The sequence below is a fragment of the Microbacterium sp. LMI13-1-1.1 genome, from assembly GCF_040815625.1.
In the GTDB taxonomy this organism is placed as follows: Bacteria; Actinomycetota; Actinomycetes; order Actinomycetales; family Microbacteriaceae; genus Microbacterium; species Microbacterium forte.
Genome location: NZ_JBFPNL010000005.1, coordinates 79,060 through 94,127 on the forward strand (window position 1 = coordinate 79,060; position 15,068 = coordinate 94,127).

General features: G+C 68.3%; 20 protein-coding genes. 2 read left to right on the forward strand and 18 right to left on the reverse strand.

The window, feature by feature from the left end:
- Nucleotides 1-11: 11 nt before the first annotated feature.
- The 4 genes from MRBLMI13_RS07210 to MRBLMI13_RS07225 all read right to left on the reverse strand — a co-directional run bounded on the left by MRBLMI13_RS07210 (nt 12) and on the right by MRBLMI13_RS07225 (nt 5,495).
- Nucleotides 12-812 (reverse strand): ABC transporter ATP-binding protein, encoded by an 801-nt coding sequence (locus tag MRBLMI13_RS07210; RefSeq protein WP_079113753.1) that lies wholly within the window; start codon nt 810-812, stop codon nt 12-14.
- Nucleotides 809-2,863, reverse strand: coding sequence for a dipeptide/oligopeptide/nickel ABC transporter permease/ATP-binding protein (locus MRBLMI13_RS07215; RefSeq protein WP_367821484.1), 2,055 nt, complete (start codon nt 2,861-2,863; stop codon nt 809-811). Before MRBLMI13_RS07215 ends, MRBLMI13_RS07210 begins: the two co-directional genes overlap by 4 nt.
- Before the next feature lies 1 nt (nt 2,864).
- Nucleotides 2,865-3,821 (reverse strand): ABC transporter permease, encoded by a 957-nt coding sequence (locus tag MRBLMI13_RS07220; protein ID WP_187249251.1) that lies wholly within the window; start codon nt 3,819-3,821, stop codon nt 2,865-2,867.
- Between the two features lie 75 nt (nt 3,822-3,896).
- Nucleotides 3,897-5,495: an ABC transporter substrate-binding protein gene (locus tag MRBLMI13_RS07225; protein ID WP_367821486.1), complete on the reverse strand. Its 1,599-nt coding sequence runs from the start codon at nt 5,493-5,495 to the stop codon at nt 3,897-3,899.
- Between the two features lie 128 nt (nt 5,496-5,623).
- On the opposite strand from MRBLMI13_RS07225, the gene MRBLMI13_RS07230 reads away from it, so the two are divergent.
- Nucleotides 5,624-6,346, forward strand: a complete 723-nt coding sequence (locus MRBLMI13_RS07230; RefSeq protein WP_042536924.1) for a FadR/GntR family transcriptional regulator — start codon at nt 5,624-5,626, stop codon at nt 6,344-6,346.
- A 25-nt stretch (nt 6,347-6,371) separates the two neighbouring features.
- Here MRBLMI13_RS07230 and MRBLMI13_RS07235 read toward each other — a convergent pair whose 3' ends face one another.
- Nucleotides 6,372-6,998 carry a hypothetical protein gene (locus MRBLMI13_RS07235; RefSeq protein ID WP_367821488.1) on the reverse strand — a complete coding sequence of 209 codons (627 nt, stop codon included), beginning with the start codon at nt 6,996-6,998 and terminating at the stop codon, nt 6,372-6,374.
- Nucleotides 6,999-7,093: 95 nt separating this feature from the next.
- On the opposite strand from MRBLMI13_RS07235, the gene MRBLMI13_RS07240 reads away from it, so the two are divergent.
- Nucleotides 7,094-7,714 carry a TetR/AcrR family transcriptional regulator gene (locus MRBLMI13_RS07240; protein ID WP_367821490.1) on the forward strand — a complete coding sequence of 207 codons (621 nt, stop codon included), beginning with the start codon at nt 7,094-7,096 and terminating at the stop codon, nt 7,712-7,714.
- A gap of 30 nt (nt 7,715-7,744) precedes the next feature.
- On the opposite strand, the gene MRBLMI13_RS07245 is transcribed toward MRBLMI13_RS07240, so the two are convergent.
- The 13 genes from MRBLMI13_RS07245 to MRBLMI13_RS07305 form a co-directional block, all read right to left on the reverse strand.
- On the reverse strand, nt 7,745-8,575 hold the full coding sequence (locus MRBLMI13_RS07245; RefSeq protein ID WP_367821492.1) for an anti-sigma factor: 831 nt from the start codon (nt 8,573-8,575) through the stop codon (nt 7,745-7,747).
- Entirely contained in the window at nt 8,559-9,119 is a 561-nt protein-coding gene (locus tag MRBLMI13_RS07250) for an RNA polymerase sigma factor (protein WP_309691937.1), read from the reverse strand. The genes MRBLMI13_RS07245 and MRBLMI13_RS07250 overlap by 17 nt, the downstream gene beginning before the upstream one ends.
- Before the next feature lie 33 nt (nt 9,120-9,152).
- Nucleotides 9,153-9,587, reverse strand: coding sequence for a class F sortase (locus MRBLMI13_RS07255; RefSeq protein ID WP_367821494.1), 435 nt, complete (start codon nt 9,585-9,587; stop codon nt 9,153-9,155).
- Between the two features lie 248 nt (nt 9,588-9,835).
- On the reverse strand, nt 9,836-10,663 hold the full coding sequence (locus MRBLMI13_RS07260) for a DUF4397 domain-containing protein (RefSeq protein WP_056374722.1): 828 nt from the start codon (nt 10,661-10,663) through the stop codon (nt 9,836-9,838).
- A gap of 148 nt (nt 10,664-10,811) precedes the next feature.
- Nucleotides 10,812-11,123, reverse strand: coding sequence for a DUF2277 domain-containing protein (locus tag MRBLMI13_RS07265; protein WP_056374724.1), 312 nt, complete (start codon nt 11,121-11,123; stop codon nt 10,812-10,814).
- Nucleotides 11,124-11,172: 49 nt separating this feature from the next.
- Nucleotides 11,173-12,030 (reverse strand): hypothetical protein, encoded by an 858-nt coding sequence (locus MRBLMI13_RS07270; protein WP_367821497.1) that lies wholly within the window; start codon nt 12,028-12,030, stop codon nt 11,173-11,175.
- Nucleotides 12,031-12,108: 78 nt separating this feature from the next.
- The gene (locus tag MRBLMI13_RS07275) at nt 12,109-12,282 is read right to left on the reverse strand and encodes a CsbD family protein (RefSeq protein ID WP_042541591.1); all 174 of its coding nucleotides are present in this window, start codon (nt 12,280-12,282) and stop codon (nt 12,109-12,111) included.
- Nucleotides 12,283-12,382: 100 nt separating this feature from the next.
- A complete protein-coding gene (locus tag MRBLMI13_RS07280) occupies nt 12,383-12,595 on the reverse strand; it encodes a hypothetical protein (RefSeq protein ID WP_341955746.1) in 213 nt (70 codons plus the stop codon).
- Nucleotides 12,596-12,639: 44 nt separating this feature from the next.
- Entirely contained in the window at nt 12,640-13,254 is a 615-nt protein-coding gene (locus MRBLMI13_RS07285) for a hypothetical protein (RefSeq protein ID WP_042541590.1), read from the reverse strand.
- Nucleotides 13,251-13,835, reverse strand: coding sequence for a DUF6286 domain-containing protein (locus MRBLMI13_RS07290; RefSeq protein ID WP_309691956.1), 585 nt, complete (start codon nt 13,833-13,835; stop codon nt 13,251-13,253). The genes MRBLMI13_RS07285 and MRBLMI13_RS07290 overlap by 4 nt, the downstream gene beginning before the upstream one ends.
- On the reverse strand, nt 13,832-14,224 hold the full coding sequence (locus MRBLMI13_RS07295; RefSeq protein ID WP_056311292.1) for a hypothetical protein: 393 nt from the start codon (nt 14,222-14,224) through the stop codon (nt 13,832-13,834). The genes MRBLMI13_RS07290 and MRBLMI13_RS07295 overlap by 4 nt, the downstream gene beginning before the upstream one ends.
- Entirely contained in the window at nt 14,224-14,412 is a 189-nt protein-coding gene (locus MRBLMI13_RS07300) for a DUF2273 domain-containing protein (protein WP_042541587.1), read from the reverse strand. The genes MRBLMI13_RS07295 and MRBLMI13_RS07300 overlap by 1 nt, the downstream gene beginning before the upstream one ends.
- Nucleotides 14,409-14,933 carry an Asp23/Gls24 family envelope stress response protein gene (locus tag MRBLMI13_RS07305; protein WP_079113761.1) on the reverse strand — a complete coding sequence of 175 codons (525 nt, stop codon included), beginning with the start codon at nt 14,931-14,933 and terminating at the stop codon, nt 14,409-14,411. The genes MRBLMI13_RS07300 and MRBLMI13_RS07305 overlap by 4 nt, the downstream gene beginning before the upstream one ends.
- Nucleotides 14,934-15,068: the final 135 nt, after the last annotated feature.

The window sequence follows — 15,068 nt, forward strand, 5'->3', positions numbered from 1 at the left end:
TTCCGGTCGTTTCAGTTGGTCGGTTCGAGCAGCGAGGGCGCGGCGCCCAGCAGCGTTCTGGTGTAGTCGTCGGAGGGCGCCTCGAACACGCGGGCGGCATCGCCGAACTCGACGACCCTCCCCCGGTTCATCACGGCGATCTCGTCTGAGAGGTAGCGGACGGTCTGGATGTCGTGCGAGATGAAGACCATGCCGAGGCCGAGCTGCTCCTTCAGGTCGGTGAGCAGGTTGAGGATCTGAGCCCGCACCGAGACGTCGAGCGCCGAGGTGGGTTCGTCTGCGACGATCACCTGCGGATCCAGCACCAGCGCCCTCGCGATCGCGACACGCTGACGCTGACCGCCGGAGAGCTGGCTGGGCAACGCCTCGAGTGCGGAGGCCGGCAGGCCGACGAGTCCGATCAGATCGCGCACCTTGCGGTCACGGCTCGCCGGCGTGCCGAGCCGGTGCACCTGCATCGGGTCGAGCAGCGCATCGCGCACGGTCATCCGGGCGTTCAGAGCCGTGGCAGGGTCCTGGAAGACGACCGACAGGATCCGCCCGAGCCGTCGGCGCACGGCCGGCGTGAACGAGGTCACCGTCTCGCCGTCGAACACGACGCGGCCGCTGGTCGGCTTCTCGAGGCCGACCAGAACCTTGGCCGAGGTGGACTTGCCCGACCCAGACTCGCCGACGATCCCCAGGGTCTGCCCCCGTTTGACGGTGAGCGAGACACCGGCCAGTGCGTCGACGTACTTCGGCCTGAACAGCGACGACGCACGCGTCTTGTAGCGGACGTGGACGTCCTCGAGCTCGATGACGGTCTCGCTCATCGTCCTGCTCCGATCGCATCGATGGGCGCATCGTCCGGATGCGCCGAGTAGTAGTGCTCGGTTCCCTCGATCCGCCGGCGCACCGGCGCGACCCCCGCGTAGCGGGCCGGGTCGGACGAACGAGGAGCGAAGCGGTCGCCGGCGGGGAAGTCACGCGGCGACGGGACGACGCCGGAGACCTGGTGGAGCCTGTCGGAGCCCGCCTCGATCGACAGCACGGCCCCGAGAAGCCCCTGCGTGTACTCATGCACCGGCTGGGTCAGGATCTCGCGGGTCGTGCCCTGCTCGACGACCTGCCCGGCATACATCACCGTGATGCGGTGGGTGAGCTCTGCGACGAGCGCGAGGTCGTGCGAGACGAAGACGAGAGCGAAGCCGAGCTCGCGCTGCAGCCGCATCAGCAGCTCGACGACCTGCGCCTGCACCGTGACGTCGAGAGCCGTGGTCGGCTCGTCGGCGATCACGAGGCGCGGGTCGCGGGTGAGCGCCATCGCGATCAGCACGCGCTGCCGCTGACCTCCCGACAGCTCGTGCGGATACGAGGCGAGGGTGCGCGCGGGGTCGAGACCCACCAGCTCGAGCAGGTCCTCGGCCGTGCGGGTGCCACCCCTCGAGGTGAGCTGCTTCATCTGCGAGCGGATGAGCATCGCCGGATTCAGCGAGCTCAGCGCATCCTGGTAGATCATCGCGATGTCGTGGCCCCGCAGCGCGTTGCGTCGCTTCGGGGTCATCTGCAGCAGATCCTGGCCGTCGAAGAGGATGCGTCCTCGAACGTCGGCCTTCGGGTCGAGCAGGCCCATGATGGCCAGCGAGGTGATCGACTTGCCGCAGCCCGACTCGCCCACCAGCGCCATGGTCTCGCCGGGGCGCACCGTGAAGCTGACATGGTCGACCACGTCGACGTCACCGTGCCGCGGGAACGAGATGCAGAGGTCCTGCACATCGAGCAACGGGGTCTCGTCGCCCGCGTAGACGAGCCGATCGGTGCGGGAGAGCTCGCGCTGCCGCAGAACGGCGAGCCGCTCGGACAGAGGCACCGCGGGTGCCACCGGCGCCAGCACGTCCGGCACGCCGCTCGGAACGGAGAGATTGACGGCGGTGTCGACCGTGACGATCACATTCGTGTCGTCGTGGCCTGCGGCCGCCTCTTCGAGCTCGTGCGTCGACTCCTCGGTGTTCGCGGCATCGGCGGTGATCTTTCGTGCCCGCGGCGACACCATCGCATCGGTCATCCCCTCGGAGAGGATGTTGAGGCAGAGCACCGTCAGCATGATGAGGATGCCGGGGAAGAAGGTCGCCCACCACGCCCCGCTCATCAGCAGGTTGCGACCGGCGGCGATCACGTTGCCCCACGACGGCTCGGGGTCGGGCACGCCGGCCTGCAGGAACGACAGCGACGCCTCGAAGACGATCGCGTCGGCGACGAGCACGGTCGCGAAGACGAGCACCGGGGCCATCGCGTTGCGGGCGACGTGCTTGGCGATGATCCTCGGAGTGCCCGCGCCCATGACGCGCACGGCTGAGACGTAGTCCTCGCCGTACTGATCGAGGATGTTCGCGCGGATGATGCGGGTGAGCTGCGGCACATAGAGGAAGGCGATCGTGAGCACGAGCACCGGCAGCGACTTGCCGAACACCGCCACGAACACCGCGGCCAGCGCGATGCCCGGGAAGGACATCACCACGTCCATCACCCGCATGAGGGTCTCGGAGATCCACCGAGGGGCGGTGGCGGCGATGGTGCCGAACACGCAGGCCGCGGCGAGTGCGACCAGGGTCGCGCCGAGCCCGATCACCAGGGAGTACCGGGCGCCGTACACCAGTCGGGAGAAGATGTCGCGGCCCTGGCGGTCGGTGCCGAACCAGTGCTCCGCGCTCGGCGGCTGCACCGGGGCACCGGATGCCAGCGGGTCGAACGGCGCGATCAGGGGTGCGGCGATCGCGGCCAACGCGATCACTGCGAGCACCAGGATGCAGATCAGGGAGCCGAGGGACAGGCCGCCGAGGCGGAGTCCCGGAAGCGAGAGTCGTTCAGTCAGTTTGCGTCGCATGTCACACCGCCCGGATTCGGGGATTGATGAGCACGTACAGGAGGTCGACGATGATGTTGATCACCACGAAGGCCAGTGACACTGCGAGAGTCACGCCCTGCACGAGATTGGGTTCGTTGTTGGTCACGCCGTTGAGGATCAGGGTGCCCATGCCGGGGATCGCGAAGATGATCTCGATCACCACTGCCCCTCCGATGAGGTAGCCGATGCGCAGACCGAGCACGGTCACGGGCGTGATCAGGGCGTTGCGCAGCACGTTGCGACCGACGACGACGGTCCGCGGGATGCCGGCGCCGAGTGCCGTGCGCACGTAGTCCCGGTCGAGCTCCTCGACCATCGAGGTGCGCACGACGCGGGAGAGCTGACCGATCACCGGAACGGCGAGCGCGATGGCCGGCAGCGCCATGCGGGCGAGCCACCCTGCCGGGTCGGCCCACGGATCGGGCAGGGGACCGGACGCGGGCAGCACGTTCAGCCCGAGGGTGAAGAGCTGGATGAGCAGGATCGCGAGCCAGAACGAGGGTGTCGACAGCGAGGCCACCCCGATGATGCGGATGAGCTGGTCGGGCCAGCGGTCACGATAGACGGCGGCGAGGACGCCGATCACGAAGGCGACGATGACGGCGATGAGGAGGCCGAGGAAGGTCAGCGCCAGCGTGACGGGGAACGCACGGACGACCTCGTCGATCACCGGAAGGCTCCGCGCCGAGTAGGTGCCGAGGTTGCCCTGCAGCAGGCCCACCAGGAAGGTGAAGTAGCGCACGAGCAGCGGCTGATCGAGGCCGTACTGCTCCCGGTACGCCTGCAGCGCCTCCGGGGATGCGGTCTCGCCGAGCGCGGTGCGTGCCGGGTCGACGGGCGAGAACGACATCACGAAGAAGACGAGGAACGTGATGCCGAGGATCATGAACGGCAGCTGCAGCAGCCGTCGTCCGATGAGGCGGAGCGTGTTGGACACGTGCCGCTCCTTCCAGGTTCGGGGAGGTGAGGCGGGGATGCGCTCGGGCGCGCACCCCCGCCGTGGAGACCGGGACTACTTCGCCGCCACGCCGACGTCGAGGAACGACAGGCCGGTGGTGGGGACGGGAGCGAAGCCGATCAGCTCCTGGCTGCTCCACGCGGTGGGCAGCTTGCGGTGGAACAGCGGGTAGAGCACGGCCTCATCGGCGATCAGGTCGTACGCCTTGTCCCACGTGGCCTGCTGCTCGTCGCCCTGCTGCTGCACGGCGTCGTCGAGGAGCGTGCGCAGCTCGGCGTACTCGGCCGAATCGGCCCAGTTGGTGCGGGTCTGGGTCCAGACGTTCTCGCCGTACCACCAGTTCATGAGCAGGTCGGGGTCGACGCCGAAGACCGACGGGTCTCCCGGAGCGATCGCGACCGTGTAGTCGCCGGAGTCGACCTTCTCGTACATGGCAGCGGACTGCCCGATGTCGAGCGTCGTGTCGATTCCGATGGCGTCGAGCGACTCCTTGATCAGGGGCGCGACCTCCTTCACCCAGCCGGTGTCGGTGGTGAGCAGCGTGATCGACAGGTCGTCGACGCCCGCCTCGGCGAGCAGCTCTTCGGCCTTCTCGGGGTCGTAGCTGTAGACCGTCGAGGCCTCGTTGTAGTTCGGGTACGTCTCGGGCAGGAACGACGTGGCGGGGGTGGCGTTGCCGAGCATCCCCGTCTCGATGATCTTGTCCATGTCGAGCGCGTAATGCATGGCCTGGCGCACCCGGACGTCGTCGAACGGCGCGGCCTTCGTGTTGAACATCATGAACAGCAGCCCGAACGACTGCACGCTCTCGACATCGGCGGCGGATGCCAGCGAGTCGACGTCGATGTAGGGCACGTCCTCCATCGCCTGGATCGTGCCGGTCGACATCGCGGTGACTCGGGCTGAGGCATCGGACAGCAGGTTCCAGTTCATGCCCGCGGCGAGTGCCGGGTGCGGCCCGTTGTAGTCGTCGTAGCGCTCGAAGACGAGCTTGTCCTCGGGCACGGCGGAGACCAGCGAGTAGGGACCGGAGCCGACGGGGTTCGCGCCGAAGCCCTCGGGGTCTGCTTCGACGACCGCCTTGGGCACGATCTTGACGACGCCGAGGCGCTCTTCGATGAGGGAGAACGGATAGTCGGTCGTGATCCGCACCGTGTCCTCGTCGACCGCGGTCACCGTGTCGACGAAGTCGATGAAGGTCCGGAACAGCGAGTTGTTGTCGGGGTTCAGGACGCGCTCGTAGCTGAAGACGACGTCGTCTGCGGTGACCGGGTCGCCGTTCTGGAACGTCGCGCCCTCGCGCAGGTCGATCTCATACGTGGTGTCGTCGACCTTGGTCGGGAGGTCGGCGGCGAGTGCGGGGGCGGCCTCCTGCGTGACGGGGTCGAGGTCGACGAGGCCCTCGAAGACATGCCAGTTCGCAGACACCGTGACGGCGCCGGAGGCGACCATCGGGTCGAAGCTGCCGTTGAGCGTGTATGAGATGCCCGCTTCGATGATCGCGTCGGGATCGACGGCGCCGGCGGACGCGCCGTCGTCGGGTGCGGGGGTCGCTCCGGCGGCGCAGCCGGCCAGGACGGCGGAGGCGGCGACGGTGCCGGCGACCAGTGTCGTGAATCGACCCGCACGGCGGCGGGTGACGTGTCGGTTCATGTGTGCTCCAGGGTGGGTGGGGGACATCTTGAGGACATCTGATGTCTGATGTACTCTAAACACACGATCGGTCGAATCACAAGAGTGAGATGATCGGAGCGTTTCAGTCGGGACGAGAGGGAGACCAGATGAAGTCCACCACGAGTAGGGCATCGCGGATGCGGCGCTCGACGACGGCGGATCAGATCAAGCAGCTCATCATCGCCCGCGGGCTGACACCCGGAGACCCCCTTCCGACCGAGGCCGAGCTCTGCGAAGAGCTCGATGTGTCTCGCTCGTCGGTCAGGGAGGCGATCCGCACCCTGTCGACCCTCGACATCGTCGATGTGCGGCACGGCCACGGCACCTACGTCGGCCCGATGTCACTGGATCCGATGGTCGAGGCACTGGTCTTCCGAGGGGTCCTCTCCCCCGAAGGGTCTCTGCAGTCGCTGCGCGAGGTCGTCGAAGTGCGCCTGGCGCTCGACCTCTCGATGGCCGAGCGTGTCGTCGCGGCCGCCCAGGTCGATGCCGGCGGAGAGCTCGACGAGCTCGTCGCCGAGATGGTCGACAAGGCGAGCAGAGGCGAACGTTTCCTCGAGGCCGACCGCCTGTTCCACACCAAGCTCTTCGACGCGATCGGCAACCGACTCGTCGGGCAGCTCGTCGGCGCCTTCTGGGACGTGCACACAGCCGTGCTGCCGCAGCTCGACATCGATCAGCCCGACGACATCCATCAGACCGCGGTGGCGCACGGCGACATGCTCGCCGCCGTGCGGGCCGGGGACGTCGACGCCTACCGCGCGGCCGTGATCGAGCACTACCGACCACTGCAGCGCGTCCTCGCGCAGGCCGAGAGCTCGCACGCCTGAGTCGAGTGCGAGGAATGAACTCGCGCTAGCCGAGCAGCCACTGCTGCAGCGGGTACACGAAGTACAGAAGCGAGAAGGCCTCGTATACCGCACCGATCACGAGCAGCGCGAGTGCCGGCAGGCTGAGCCAGCCGATGTGCTGGAGCCCGCGGACGTATCCCTGCCGCCGAGTCGTCGCCTGGATCGTCTGCGGCCGCAGCCAGTACTTGCCCAGGAGGAATGCCCCGAGCAGCAGCAGGATGTAGGCCTGAAGCTCGATCACCAGGGTGAGCGAGTGGGGGATCAGCGCGACCCAGCCCTCCGGCGTGGCGGGAACAAGGGTCACGCCGGTGGTCACCGACCAGATCGCGAAGGTCGCGAGCCCGAGGAAGGGCACCACGAGTGATGGCAGCAGGATTGTCAGTGCACCGAGCCGAAGCGTGTTCACGGCCAGGATGGTCAACGCGAAGAGCCAGGGGCTGCTGAGCAACGAGGTGATCAGTGCCGCCGTGCCGTCGTCCTCCATGGCCTGCGCCCGCCCGGCGACGAGGTCGGGGAAGAGCAGGCCGACGATGAAGCCGATCACGAACGTGCCGTAAGCGAGTTCGTTGAGGAGAAGGTAGACGCGCAGATTGGCACGGATGATCCGTAACGGCTTTCGAACGAGATTCACTCTGGTGTCCTTTCGATGCACTAACACGGCGTGTTAGTGAGTGACGCCGACCACGCTAACACACCGTGTCAGCGTGCGTGAGGGAGAATGAGAGGATGACGGTCGATCCGAGCACCATGCACACCCGGGATCGCATCCTGCATACGGCCCTGACGATGTTCGGCGAGAATCCCGGCGGGAAGCTCAGTGTGCGCGCGGTCGCAGCGCGCGCAGGCGTGAGCACAGGCTCCTTGCGATTCCACTTCCCCACCCAGCGCGAGCTGCTCGACGAGGTGCTGCGCATCGTCTACGAGGTCATCGCACCGGACGACCCCATCCATGACGAGGCGCTCTCGCCCCGCGAACGGCTCCTCGCCTGCCTGCGCCAGGTGCTGGCACCCTCCGGCGTCGGCGAACAGGCCAGACGCGCCGCGACACTGCTCCATCAGACCTTCATCGAACCGGAGCTCACGGACGAGCTCCGGGACGCCTATCTTGCGAACGAGCGCATGGGGCAACGCCGAGTCGAGCACTGGCTCTCGGTGCTCGGTCGAGACGGCTCGCTGCCACCGGGCGACGATGCGCGGCGCGCGCGGTTCCTCAACACGGTGCTCGCCGGCCTCGCGCTCGAGAGGGCGCTCCCGTCGGACGAGTCGATCCTCGAAGCCGAGACGAACACGCTCACCCTGGCCGTCGATGCCGTATTCGCCGGCGCGACCTCACCTGCTGCGGACTGATCCGCTCGCACTCGCACCAGGCGACTTCCTTCAGGCGAAGTCGAGTTCTCCCCGCACGATCGAATCCCCCGAGTGCGCCGGATCGCCGTCCACCGGCTCGAAGGAGATGTCGACCAGGCGGTACTCGTCGAGGTCCACGCCGTCGGGCACACGGAAGGTGCCCGACGCATCGTCGAGCACGCCGAGGCTGATCAGCGCCTGCCCGTCTTCGCGGATCAGCCACACCTCGCGGTAGTCGCCCTCTGCGAGCTCATCGCCTTCGAGCGTCACCGTGAGCGTGCGCCGGCCGTCGCCGTCGTCGTCGACCTCCGCCTGCCCGACCGCATCGGGGTGATCGGGGAACGCCGCGAGCTCGGCCGACGCGATCACGGCAGACGAGGGCGTCAGCGCGCGGGCGATCCAGACACCGGCGCCGATCGCGACGACGAGCGCCATCGACGCGGCGAGGATCCAGACGGATGCCGAGGAGCGACGACGCGAGCGCACGCGGGCATGCTGACGCGGAGGCTCGGCATCCGCAACAGCCGGCTCTGAATCCGGCTCGGGCTCCGGCTCGTGATCGGGCTCCGGCTCGTGCTCGGGCTCCGGCGGGGGTTCGAGCTCGCCAGCGATGGACGCGGGATCGGCAGCGACCGCCTCGGTCAAACCGAGCTCGCCATGGATCCGCGACCACACGTCTGCCGGCGGGGCTTCCAGGTCGCCCTCGACGACGCTGGATCGCGCCACGAGCGCCACCCGGGACATCTCGGCGACCTCTGCCGCGCAGGACTCGCATTCGACGAGGTGCTGCATGTCCGCATCGGAGCCGGCCGGCTCACCCATCGCGATCAGGGCGATCTTCTCGTCATCGAGATGTGACATGGTTCACCTCCAATCGGTCGCGCATTCGGGCAAGACTTCGGCGGATATGGCTCTTCACGGTGCCGAGCGGCATCCCCATTCTGCGTGAGATCTCTTCGTGGGTCAGGTCATCGTAGAAGGCCAGTCGCATGACCGCCTGCGCGTCGGGTGCGAGCTGCTGCAGCTCGCTCGAGAGCAGCAGCGTCTCAGACAGATCGATCGACTCCGAGACGAGTGCGTCCGGCGGAGTGAGGCGCTCCATCTCGGCCTGCAGCTGCTGCACCTTGGCCCGCGCCTCGAATGTGTCGGCGATCCGACGCCGCGCGATCGCGATCAGCCAGGTCGACAAGCGCGCCTTCGACGAGTCGTATCCGGCGCGCGAGTTCCAGGCCGACACGAACGTGCGCTGTGTGACGTCCTCGGCGTCCCCCCGGTCGCCGAGCGAACGAAGCGCAAGGGTGAAGACGACCGGCGACCAGCGTCGGTAGAGCTCCGCGAGGGCCTGCTCGTCGCCCGCGACGAAACGTCGATCGAGCGCTGCCTCGGCTTCGGTGGTCTCATCCACCCGGAGTCTCCTCTCCATGGTGATCACCCCGCCTCATCGCGGGACCGCCACAGCCACCACGTTATCGCGGTAGTGGCCCGTCTGGCTGTCGAAGGGGCCGCCGCACGTCACGAGAACCAGGGCGGAGGGCCCGCCGCGCTCGAAGAGCTCAGCCGTGGGGAGCGAGGTCTTCTCGAAGTAGGTCAGGGATTGGACCACGAACTCGCGACTCGTGCCGTCTGCCGCGGTGAGACGGACGGCCTCGCCTGCGGGCACGTCCCGCAGGCGAGCGAGCGGTCCGATCGGATAGTCGACCGCGTCGACGTGCGCTGCGATCAGAATCCGGCCGCTCATGCTCGTGGCATCCGCCCCGTATCGGTACCACCCGGCGACGGCCGGGTCGGTCGGCAGCTCCATCTGTCCGGTGTCGGCCACCCCGACGTCCGTCACCGGCATGTCGATGGCGAGCGACGGGATGGCCAGACTCACGGGAGCGACGGATGCCTCCGGGGTGGGGAGAGCACCCGGCCGCACTTCGACGTCTCTCGTGGGGGTGGGGGTGGGGGGTGAAGTGGGAGGGACGGGCGGTGGAGTCGTGGGGGGCGACTCCGAGGAAGGAGGGAGTTCCGCGCCCGCCCCTCCCGGTGCGCACGCCACGAGGCACGCCGCAGCGACCAGGGCGCCCAGCGTCAGGATGACGCGGCGCAGACCGGCTTCTCGCGGCGTGCCTCCGAGCATCAGCGCACCGTCTGGCGACGACGGACGATCAGACCCGCACCCACGGCGGCCGAGATCGCGAGGGCGACGAGACCCGCCGAGAGAAGCGTGGTCACCGATGCGTCCTGCTGGGCGAGGTAGCCCGCGGTGCCCGAGGGCACTCCGTCGGGGTTCGAGTGCAGTCCCGAGATCGTCTGCGCGGCGATCGCGAGGTTGCCGTCTTCGGCACTGCCCCAGGCATAGACGATCGTGTTGACGCCCTCTTCGATCGCGACGTCCGCCGGGCCGATGACCGGGTCGGTCGTGCCCGTGAGTGCCACGGCGGCCGACACGGTTCCCGCGGGCAGGTCGAGCTTCGCCTCGTTCGGGTTCGTGAGGTTCTCGATCACGGGCGAGCCGCCGGCGAGGATGTCGACCGCGGGTGCCGCAGCCGTGTGACGCACCGTCAGCCTGCCCTGGCCGGGTGCCGTCTGCGAGATGTCGTTCGTGAACAGGTTGAGGCCGGGTTCGCCCGCTTCGGTCAGGTGGGCCACGGCGGTGTAGTTCCCGCCCGCGTCGAGAGCGATCGTCGCGGGTCCGAGGATGGGAGCGCTCGCGTCTGCGGCATCGGGAGCGGTGAGGGCGACCTCATACGAGCCGGCCGGCAGCTCGAGCGGACCGGCCAGGTCGCCGGGGGCGAAGTCGTCGAGGGTCAGCTCGCCGTTGACGTACACGTCGACCGGGGTGTCGGGGATCGCGTGCAACACGGAGAGCTGAGCCGCCTGGGTGGTGGCGGCGCCGGCCGGCAATGCCAGGCCGAGAGCGGTGATCATTCCGACGGCGAGGCCGGCGGCGACTGTCTTGCGCATCTGTTCCTCCTGTACCCGGACCGCCCTGTGCGGCCCTTCATAGGAGTTGTTCCCCGGGAACCCGGGTTTTGGATGCAGGTGGATGAAGATTCTTCTCAGAGCCTGTCGGCGATGGCCTCGAACGTGCGCTCAGGATCCTCGAGCTGCGTCAGTCTGCCCGCGCGGCGCGCTTCGCCTCTTGGAAGACACGGATCGCCTCGTACCTCTCGGCCGAGCGCGCCTGTCTCTTCTCGCGCTGCTCGTCGCGGTTCTTCGGCGGCGCCGTCGTCACGAGACCGTCGAGAAGACGTCGCACGGACTGCTCGATCTCGGCGACGGCGCGGTCGAACACTTCCTGGTTCGCCCGCGACGGCGCGTTCGTGCCCGAGATCTTGCGCACGAACTGCACGGCGGCCTCGTGGCACTCGTCGTCGGTCGCGGGCGGTGCGAGGTTGTTCAGCGGAATGATGTTGCGGCACATGCCTGCCAGGCTAGATCGCTGAGCGCCGGAGTCAAGAGGTGCGGCGGAGTCAGTCCGAGCCGCTGTCGAGGAAGACCGCGACGCGGTCGCCGTCGAGAACGAACTGCAATGCGGCGCCCTCTGGGTAGCGGTCGATCAGCTCGTCGGGAGCATCGCCGTCGATCGGCATCGCGAAGGTCGCCGGGAACGATCCGACGCTGCACGCCCCCCAGATCCGCCCGCTGACATACGACGATCCGTCGGGGTCCGCCTCCGGCGGCACGTCCTCCGTCGGGACGCCATTGAGGCAGCGATCCTCGGACGACCGATCCCCCGATTCCGAGACCCACCCGGGGGTCGCGAAGATCGTCAGGCCGTAGAACTCGACCGCGGCGACGTCCTCCTCCGCTCCGAACCACCCGGGCGGCACGGCTTCCGTGCGCGTCAGCTCGAGCGTCGCGATCTGCGGCGCGCCCGCGGCCGACGACACCGGAGGGATCGACGCGAACGCGTAAGTGATCATCGCTGCGAGCGTGGCAGCCATGACGACGGATGCCGCCCACAGCGGCGTCCGCCACCGCGCCAGGCGCCCAGGCTGCCGGGGCGCATCGGTCGGAGCATCACGTGCGATCGATTCCTCCCACGTGGCTTCGTCGCCGAGCCGGTCGAGAAGGTCGCTGCTCTCTCGTGCGGCATCGGCCGAGGGATGCACGACGCGCAGCTCGGCGGCCTCGCCATCTGCTCCGGAGTCGGCGATCGCCGCGTGATCGCGGCCCCCGCGCCGGACAGCCGCTGCACTGCGTGAGGATTCGAGCTCCTCGAGCCGCCGCACCGCGGCGGGGTCGGTCGCGATGTCGGCATGAGGGCCGTACGCGCGAGCACGAAGCTCACGCAGCTCTTCGTCGGCGGCGGCATCCATCTCGGGCATCGTCTCATGCCCTCCTCCCCGCGCACAGCAACGGGCGGGTGGAGGTGTGAATCGCCCTCCACCCGCCCGCTGGGTGTGTCAGTTCTTGAACGCGTCCTTGACGTTCTCGCCGGCCTTCTTCGCGTCGGCCTTGACCTGGTCCGCCTTGCCTTCGGCGGCGAGCTTGTCGTTGTCGGTCGCGTTGCCGATCGCTTCCTTCGCCTTGCCGGCGATGTCCTGAGCGGCGTTCTTGATCTTGTCGTCGAGTCCCATGAGGAGCTCCTTTCGTGAGGGTGATCGTTGACTGCGGGAGGATTCCCGCCGTCTTATCGCCGTTGCTCTTCGCGACCGACGATAAGTGTGTGGACGGATGTCAGCGTCGAACCTTATCGAGCGCCTTCTCCGCGGCCTTGGCCGCCTTCTTGGCGGTCTTGGCTCGTTCTTTCTTCGCCTTGGGGTCGTTCCACATCCGTACGAGCTGATGCCGGACCGACTCGCCCTTGTTCACCTGCACGGTCGCCGATCGGCTGCCCAGGATGTAGGCGACGAAAGCCACGGCGCCGATGAGGAGGATCTTGTTTCGCATGATGCTGGTTCCTGCTTCCTGAGAGTGAGTGCGACGACCGGTGTTCAAGACAGTCGACGCTGGTCGTGGGCGAGACGCGCACGGAGCCCGGTGTGGATCGAGACGTAGGTCTCGGTGTCACGGCCGGTCAGGGTGGCGAGGTTGGTGAGAAGCCGGTCGATGTGATCGACGACCTCTCGCGGGTCCGTGTTCTGCCGCGGCGTGACCGACACGTGCAGCACCGGAGTGTTGCGGATGTCGTTCGCTGTGACCTGGGTCGAGAGGATCTCGTCCCTCGTCGCGAGCGAGTTCTTCACGGCATCCGACACGAAGGACTCGGTGACGGTGACCCGACCGAGCGGGTTCTGCGCACCGGTGGAGCGGAAGGCCGTCTTCGAGCGGCGTCCGGCGATGCTGGTGAGCGCGAGGATCAGCAGCACGACGACCACGAGGATCGCCACGACGGCGCCGATTCCGATCCACGAGAGGCTGCCGCCGGCGATGGCGGTGGCAGCGATCGCCTGGTCAAGCCAGGAGCGGGCGTTCTCACCGGCCGACGTCCAGATGTCCGTCGCGGTGGGCCAGCTCATGATCGCGATGCCGACGGCGCCGAGGGCCAGGAACAGCAGCCCGATGATCAGCAGCAGTACGCGGTTCAGCGCGCGGTTCGTGTTGTTCACAGCTCGTCCTCCTGCTCGGTGGGGCGCTCGATGCGCACCCGGGTACGGACGCTCCTGGTGAGTCGGTACGTCTGCAGCTCAGCTTCGGCGGCGGACTTCACCGCGCCCTTGTCGAGCGGGATGCCGGCGCCGGGGCGCACGGTGACGTCGACTCCACGGTGGCCCACACCGACGGTGATGTTGTCACGGGCGAGGCCCGTCTCCTCAGACAGGTGTTGAGCGAGAGCGCTCGCGATCACGCCGTTGTCGACGACGACCGCCCGGTCGCCCGCTTCGAGGGTGTGCTTCGACAGGCGGCCCGGAGTGAGGGCGAGCACGAGGAAGACGATCCCGATGAGGGCGAGTACGACGCTACCGGCGATCACGAGGCCGGCGGGCTGCGCGGTGGGCAGACCCACCAGCCATCCGCCGGCGGCGGCGGGACCGAGCAGCAGCGCCGGCTGGGCGGCGAGGTTCAGCACGATCTCGAGCCCGATGTAGGCCAGGGCGAGGATGAGGAGGATGACCGCCACGAACATCGCCACGGTGCGCGGTGAATGCGTCTCGCGTCGGACGACGCGACGAAGAACCGGGGTGCTCATCGCACTCGTCTCCTCTCGGGGATGGTCGCACCGGTGATGGTGAGGTTGATGCGGGTGACGTCGCGTCCGAGGACATCGGTCAGGTTCCGCTGGAGCTGCTCCTGCAGCTGGCGGGCCCGATCGAGCACGGGGACGCTCTGGGAGATCGCGACGGTGTCGTCGAGATCCGGGACGGGAAGCGGTGTGGCGATGCGCACCGCGATCCCGCCGGGGTGTTCGGTCACGTCGACCTTCACGTCACCGCGAGGGACACCGATCAGAGTTGCGGACGCCTGTTCGGTGACCGTGCGGTAGACGCGTTCTTTCACGTCGACGCGACCAGGGACGGTGGCCTCGGTGGCGGCCCGCTCGGGGCCGCCACCGGCGGCGAGGTGCTGGTCGGCGCGCATCAGGAGGTACGCCGCCCGGTGAAGGCGTCCGCGAGGCCGCGGACGTCGAGCTTGCCGGAGGCGATCCGACCGATGAGCGCCCCGATGCCGGCGAACAGAGCCATGAGCAGGAAGCCCCAGAATCCGAACATCAGCGCAGCGAGGGCGAGGAGGGCACCGACGAGGGCGCCCGTGGTGGTGGGGGTCATGAGACGCGCGACTCCTCGTTCTCGTGGTTGTCGTCGCCGGGCACGTGGACGTCGTTGACCTCGACGTTGACCTCGACGACCTCGAGACCGACGAGGCGGCTGATCGCTCCGGCGACGGCGGCGCGGACGTTGTTCGCGACCTCCTGGATGGGAGCGGGGTACTCGACGACGATGGTCAGGTCTGCGGCGGCCTGCGTCTCGCCGACCTCGACCTTGACGCCCTGCGAGAGGTCGGTGGCGTTGACGGCGTCGCGGATGGCGCCGAAGGCGCGTGCTCCACCGCCACCGAGCGCGTACACGCCGGCGACCTCACGGGCGGCGATGCCGGCGACCTTGGCCACGACGCCGTCGGCGATCGTGGTCTTGCCCGCGGCATCCGAGTCAGCGGGGATCCGCGACGTCGAGAAGCTGGAGGAGCGGTCCACACGCGAGGTGGACGCTGCCGGCTTCGGCGCGGCGGAAGTCTGTGCCAGTTCCTTCTCAGCGGGGCTGGCGGGGGTGTTCTGGTCCTGAGTTGCCATGACTTTTCCTTCGTCTCACGGGGTGCCGGCTACGAGACCTGATGGCCTCACCGGGAGCGTGTTGGTCGCTCACAGATAGGACGTGCGAGGGTGCGCGTTCGTCACAAATTCGTCGCGAAAGGTCGGACAGACCCG

Bases quoted from the DNA above. Each gene is read 5' to 3' on its own strand.
- MRBLMI13_RS07210 (WP_079113753.1), bottom strand. From the start codon at position 812: ATGAGCGAGACCGTCATCGAGCTCGAGGACGTCCACGTCCGCTACAAG.
- MRBLMI13_RS07215 (WP_367821484.1), bottom strand. From the start codon at position 2,863: ATGCGACGCAAACTGACTGAACGACTCTCGCTTCCGGGACTCCGCCTC.
- MRBLMI13_RS07225 (WP_367821486.1), bottom strand. From the start codon at position 5,495: ATGAACCGACACGTCACCCGCCGCCGTGCGGGTCGATTCACGACACTG.
- MRBLMI13_RS07230 (WP_042536924.1), top strand. From the start codon at position 5,624: ATGAAGTCCACCACGAGTAGGGCATCGCGGATGCGGCGCTCGACGACG.
- MRBLMI13_RS07240 (WP_367821490.1), top strand. From the start codon at position 7,094: ATGACGGTCGATCCGAGCACCATGCACACCCGGGATCGCATCCTGCAT.
- MRBLMI13_RS07245 (WP_367821492.1), bottom strand. From the start codon at position 8,575: ATGTCACATCTCGATGACGAGAAGATCGCCCTGATCGCGATGGGTGAG.
- MRBLMI13_RS07260 (WP_056374722.1), bottom strand. From the start codon at position 10,663: ATGCGCAAGACAGTCGCCGCCGGCCTCGCCGTCGGAATGATCACCGCT.
- MRBLMI13_RS07265 (WP_056374724.1), bottom strand. From the start codon at position 11,123: ATGTGCCGCAACATCATTCCGCTGAACAACCTCGCACCGCCCGCGACC.
- MRBLMI13_RS07270 (WP_367821497.1), bottom strand. From the start codon at position 12,030: ATGCCCGAGATGGATGCCGCCGCCGACGAAGAGCTGCGTGAGCTTCGT.
- MRBLMI13_RS07275 (WP_042541591.1), bottom strand. From the start codon at position 12,282: ATGGGACTCGACGACAAGATCAAGAACGCCGCTCAGGACATCGCCGGC.
- MRBLMI13_RS07280 (WP_341955746.1), bottom strand. From the start codon at position 12,595: ATGCGAAACAAGATCCTCCTCATCGGCGCCGTGGCTTTCGTCGCCTAC.
- MRBLMI13_RS07290 (WP_309691956.1), bottom strand. From the start codon at position 13,835: ATGAGCACCCCGGTTCTTCGTCGCGTCGTCCGACGCGAGACGCATTCA.
- MRBLMI13_RS07295 (WP_056311292.1), bottom strand. From the start codon at position 14,224: ATGCGCGCCGACCAGCACCTCGCCGCCGGTGGCGGCCCCGAGCGGGCC.
- MRBLMI13_RS07300 (WP_042541587.1), bottom strand. From the start codon at position 14,412: ATGACCCCCACCACCACGGGCGCCCTCGTCGGTGCCCTCCTCGCCCTC.
- MRBLMI13_RS07305 (WP_079113761.1), bottom strand. From the start codon at position 14,933: ATGGCAACTCAGGACCAGAACACCCCCGCCAGCCCCGCTGAGAAGGAA.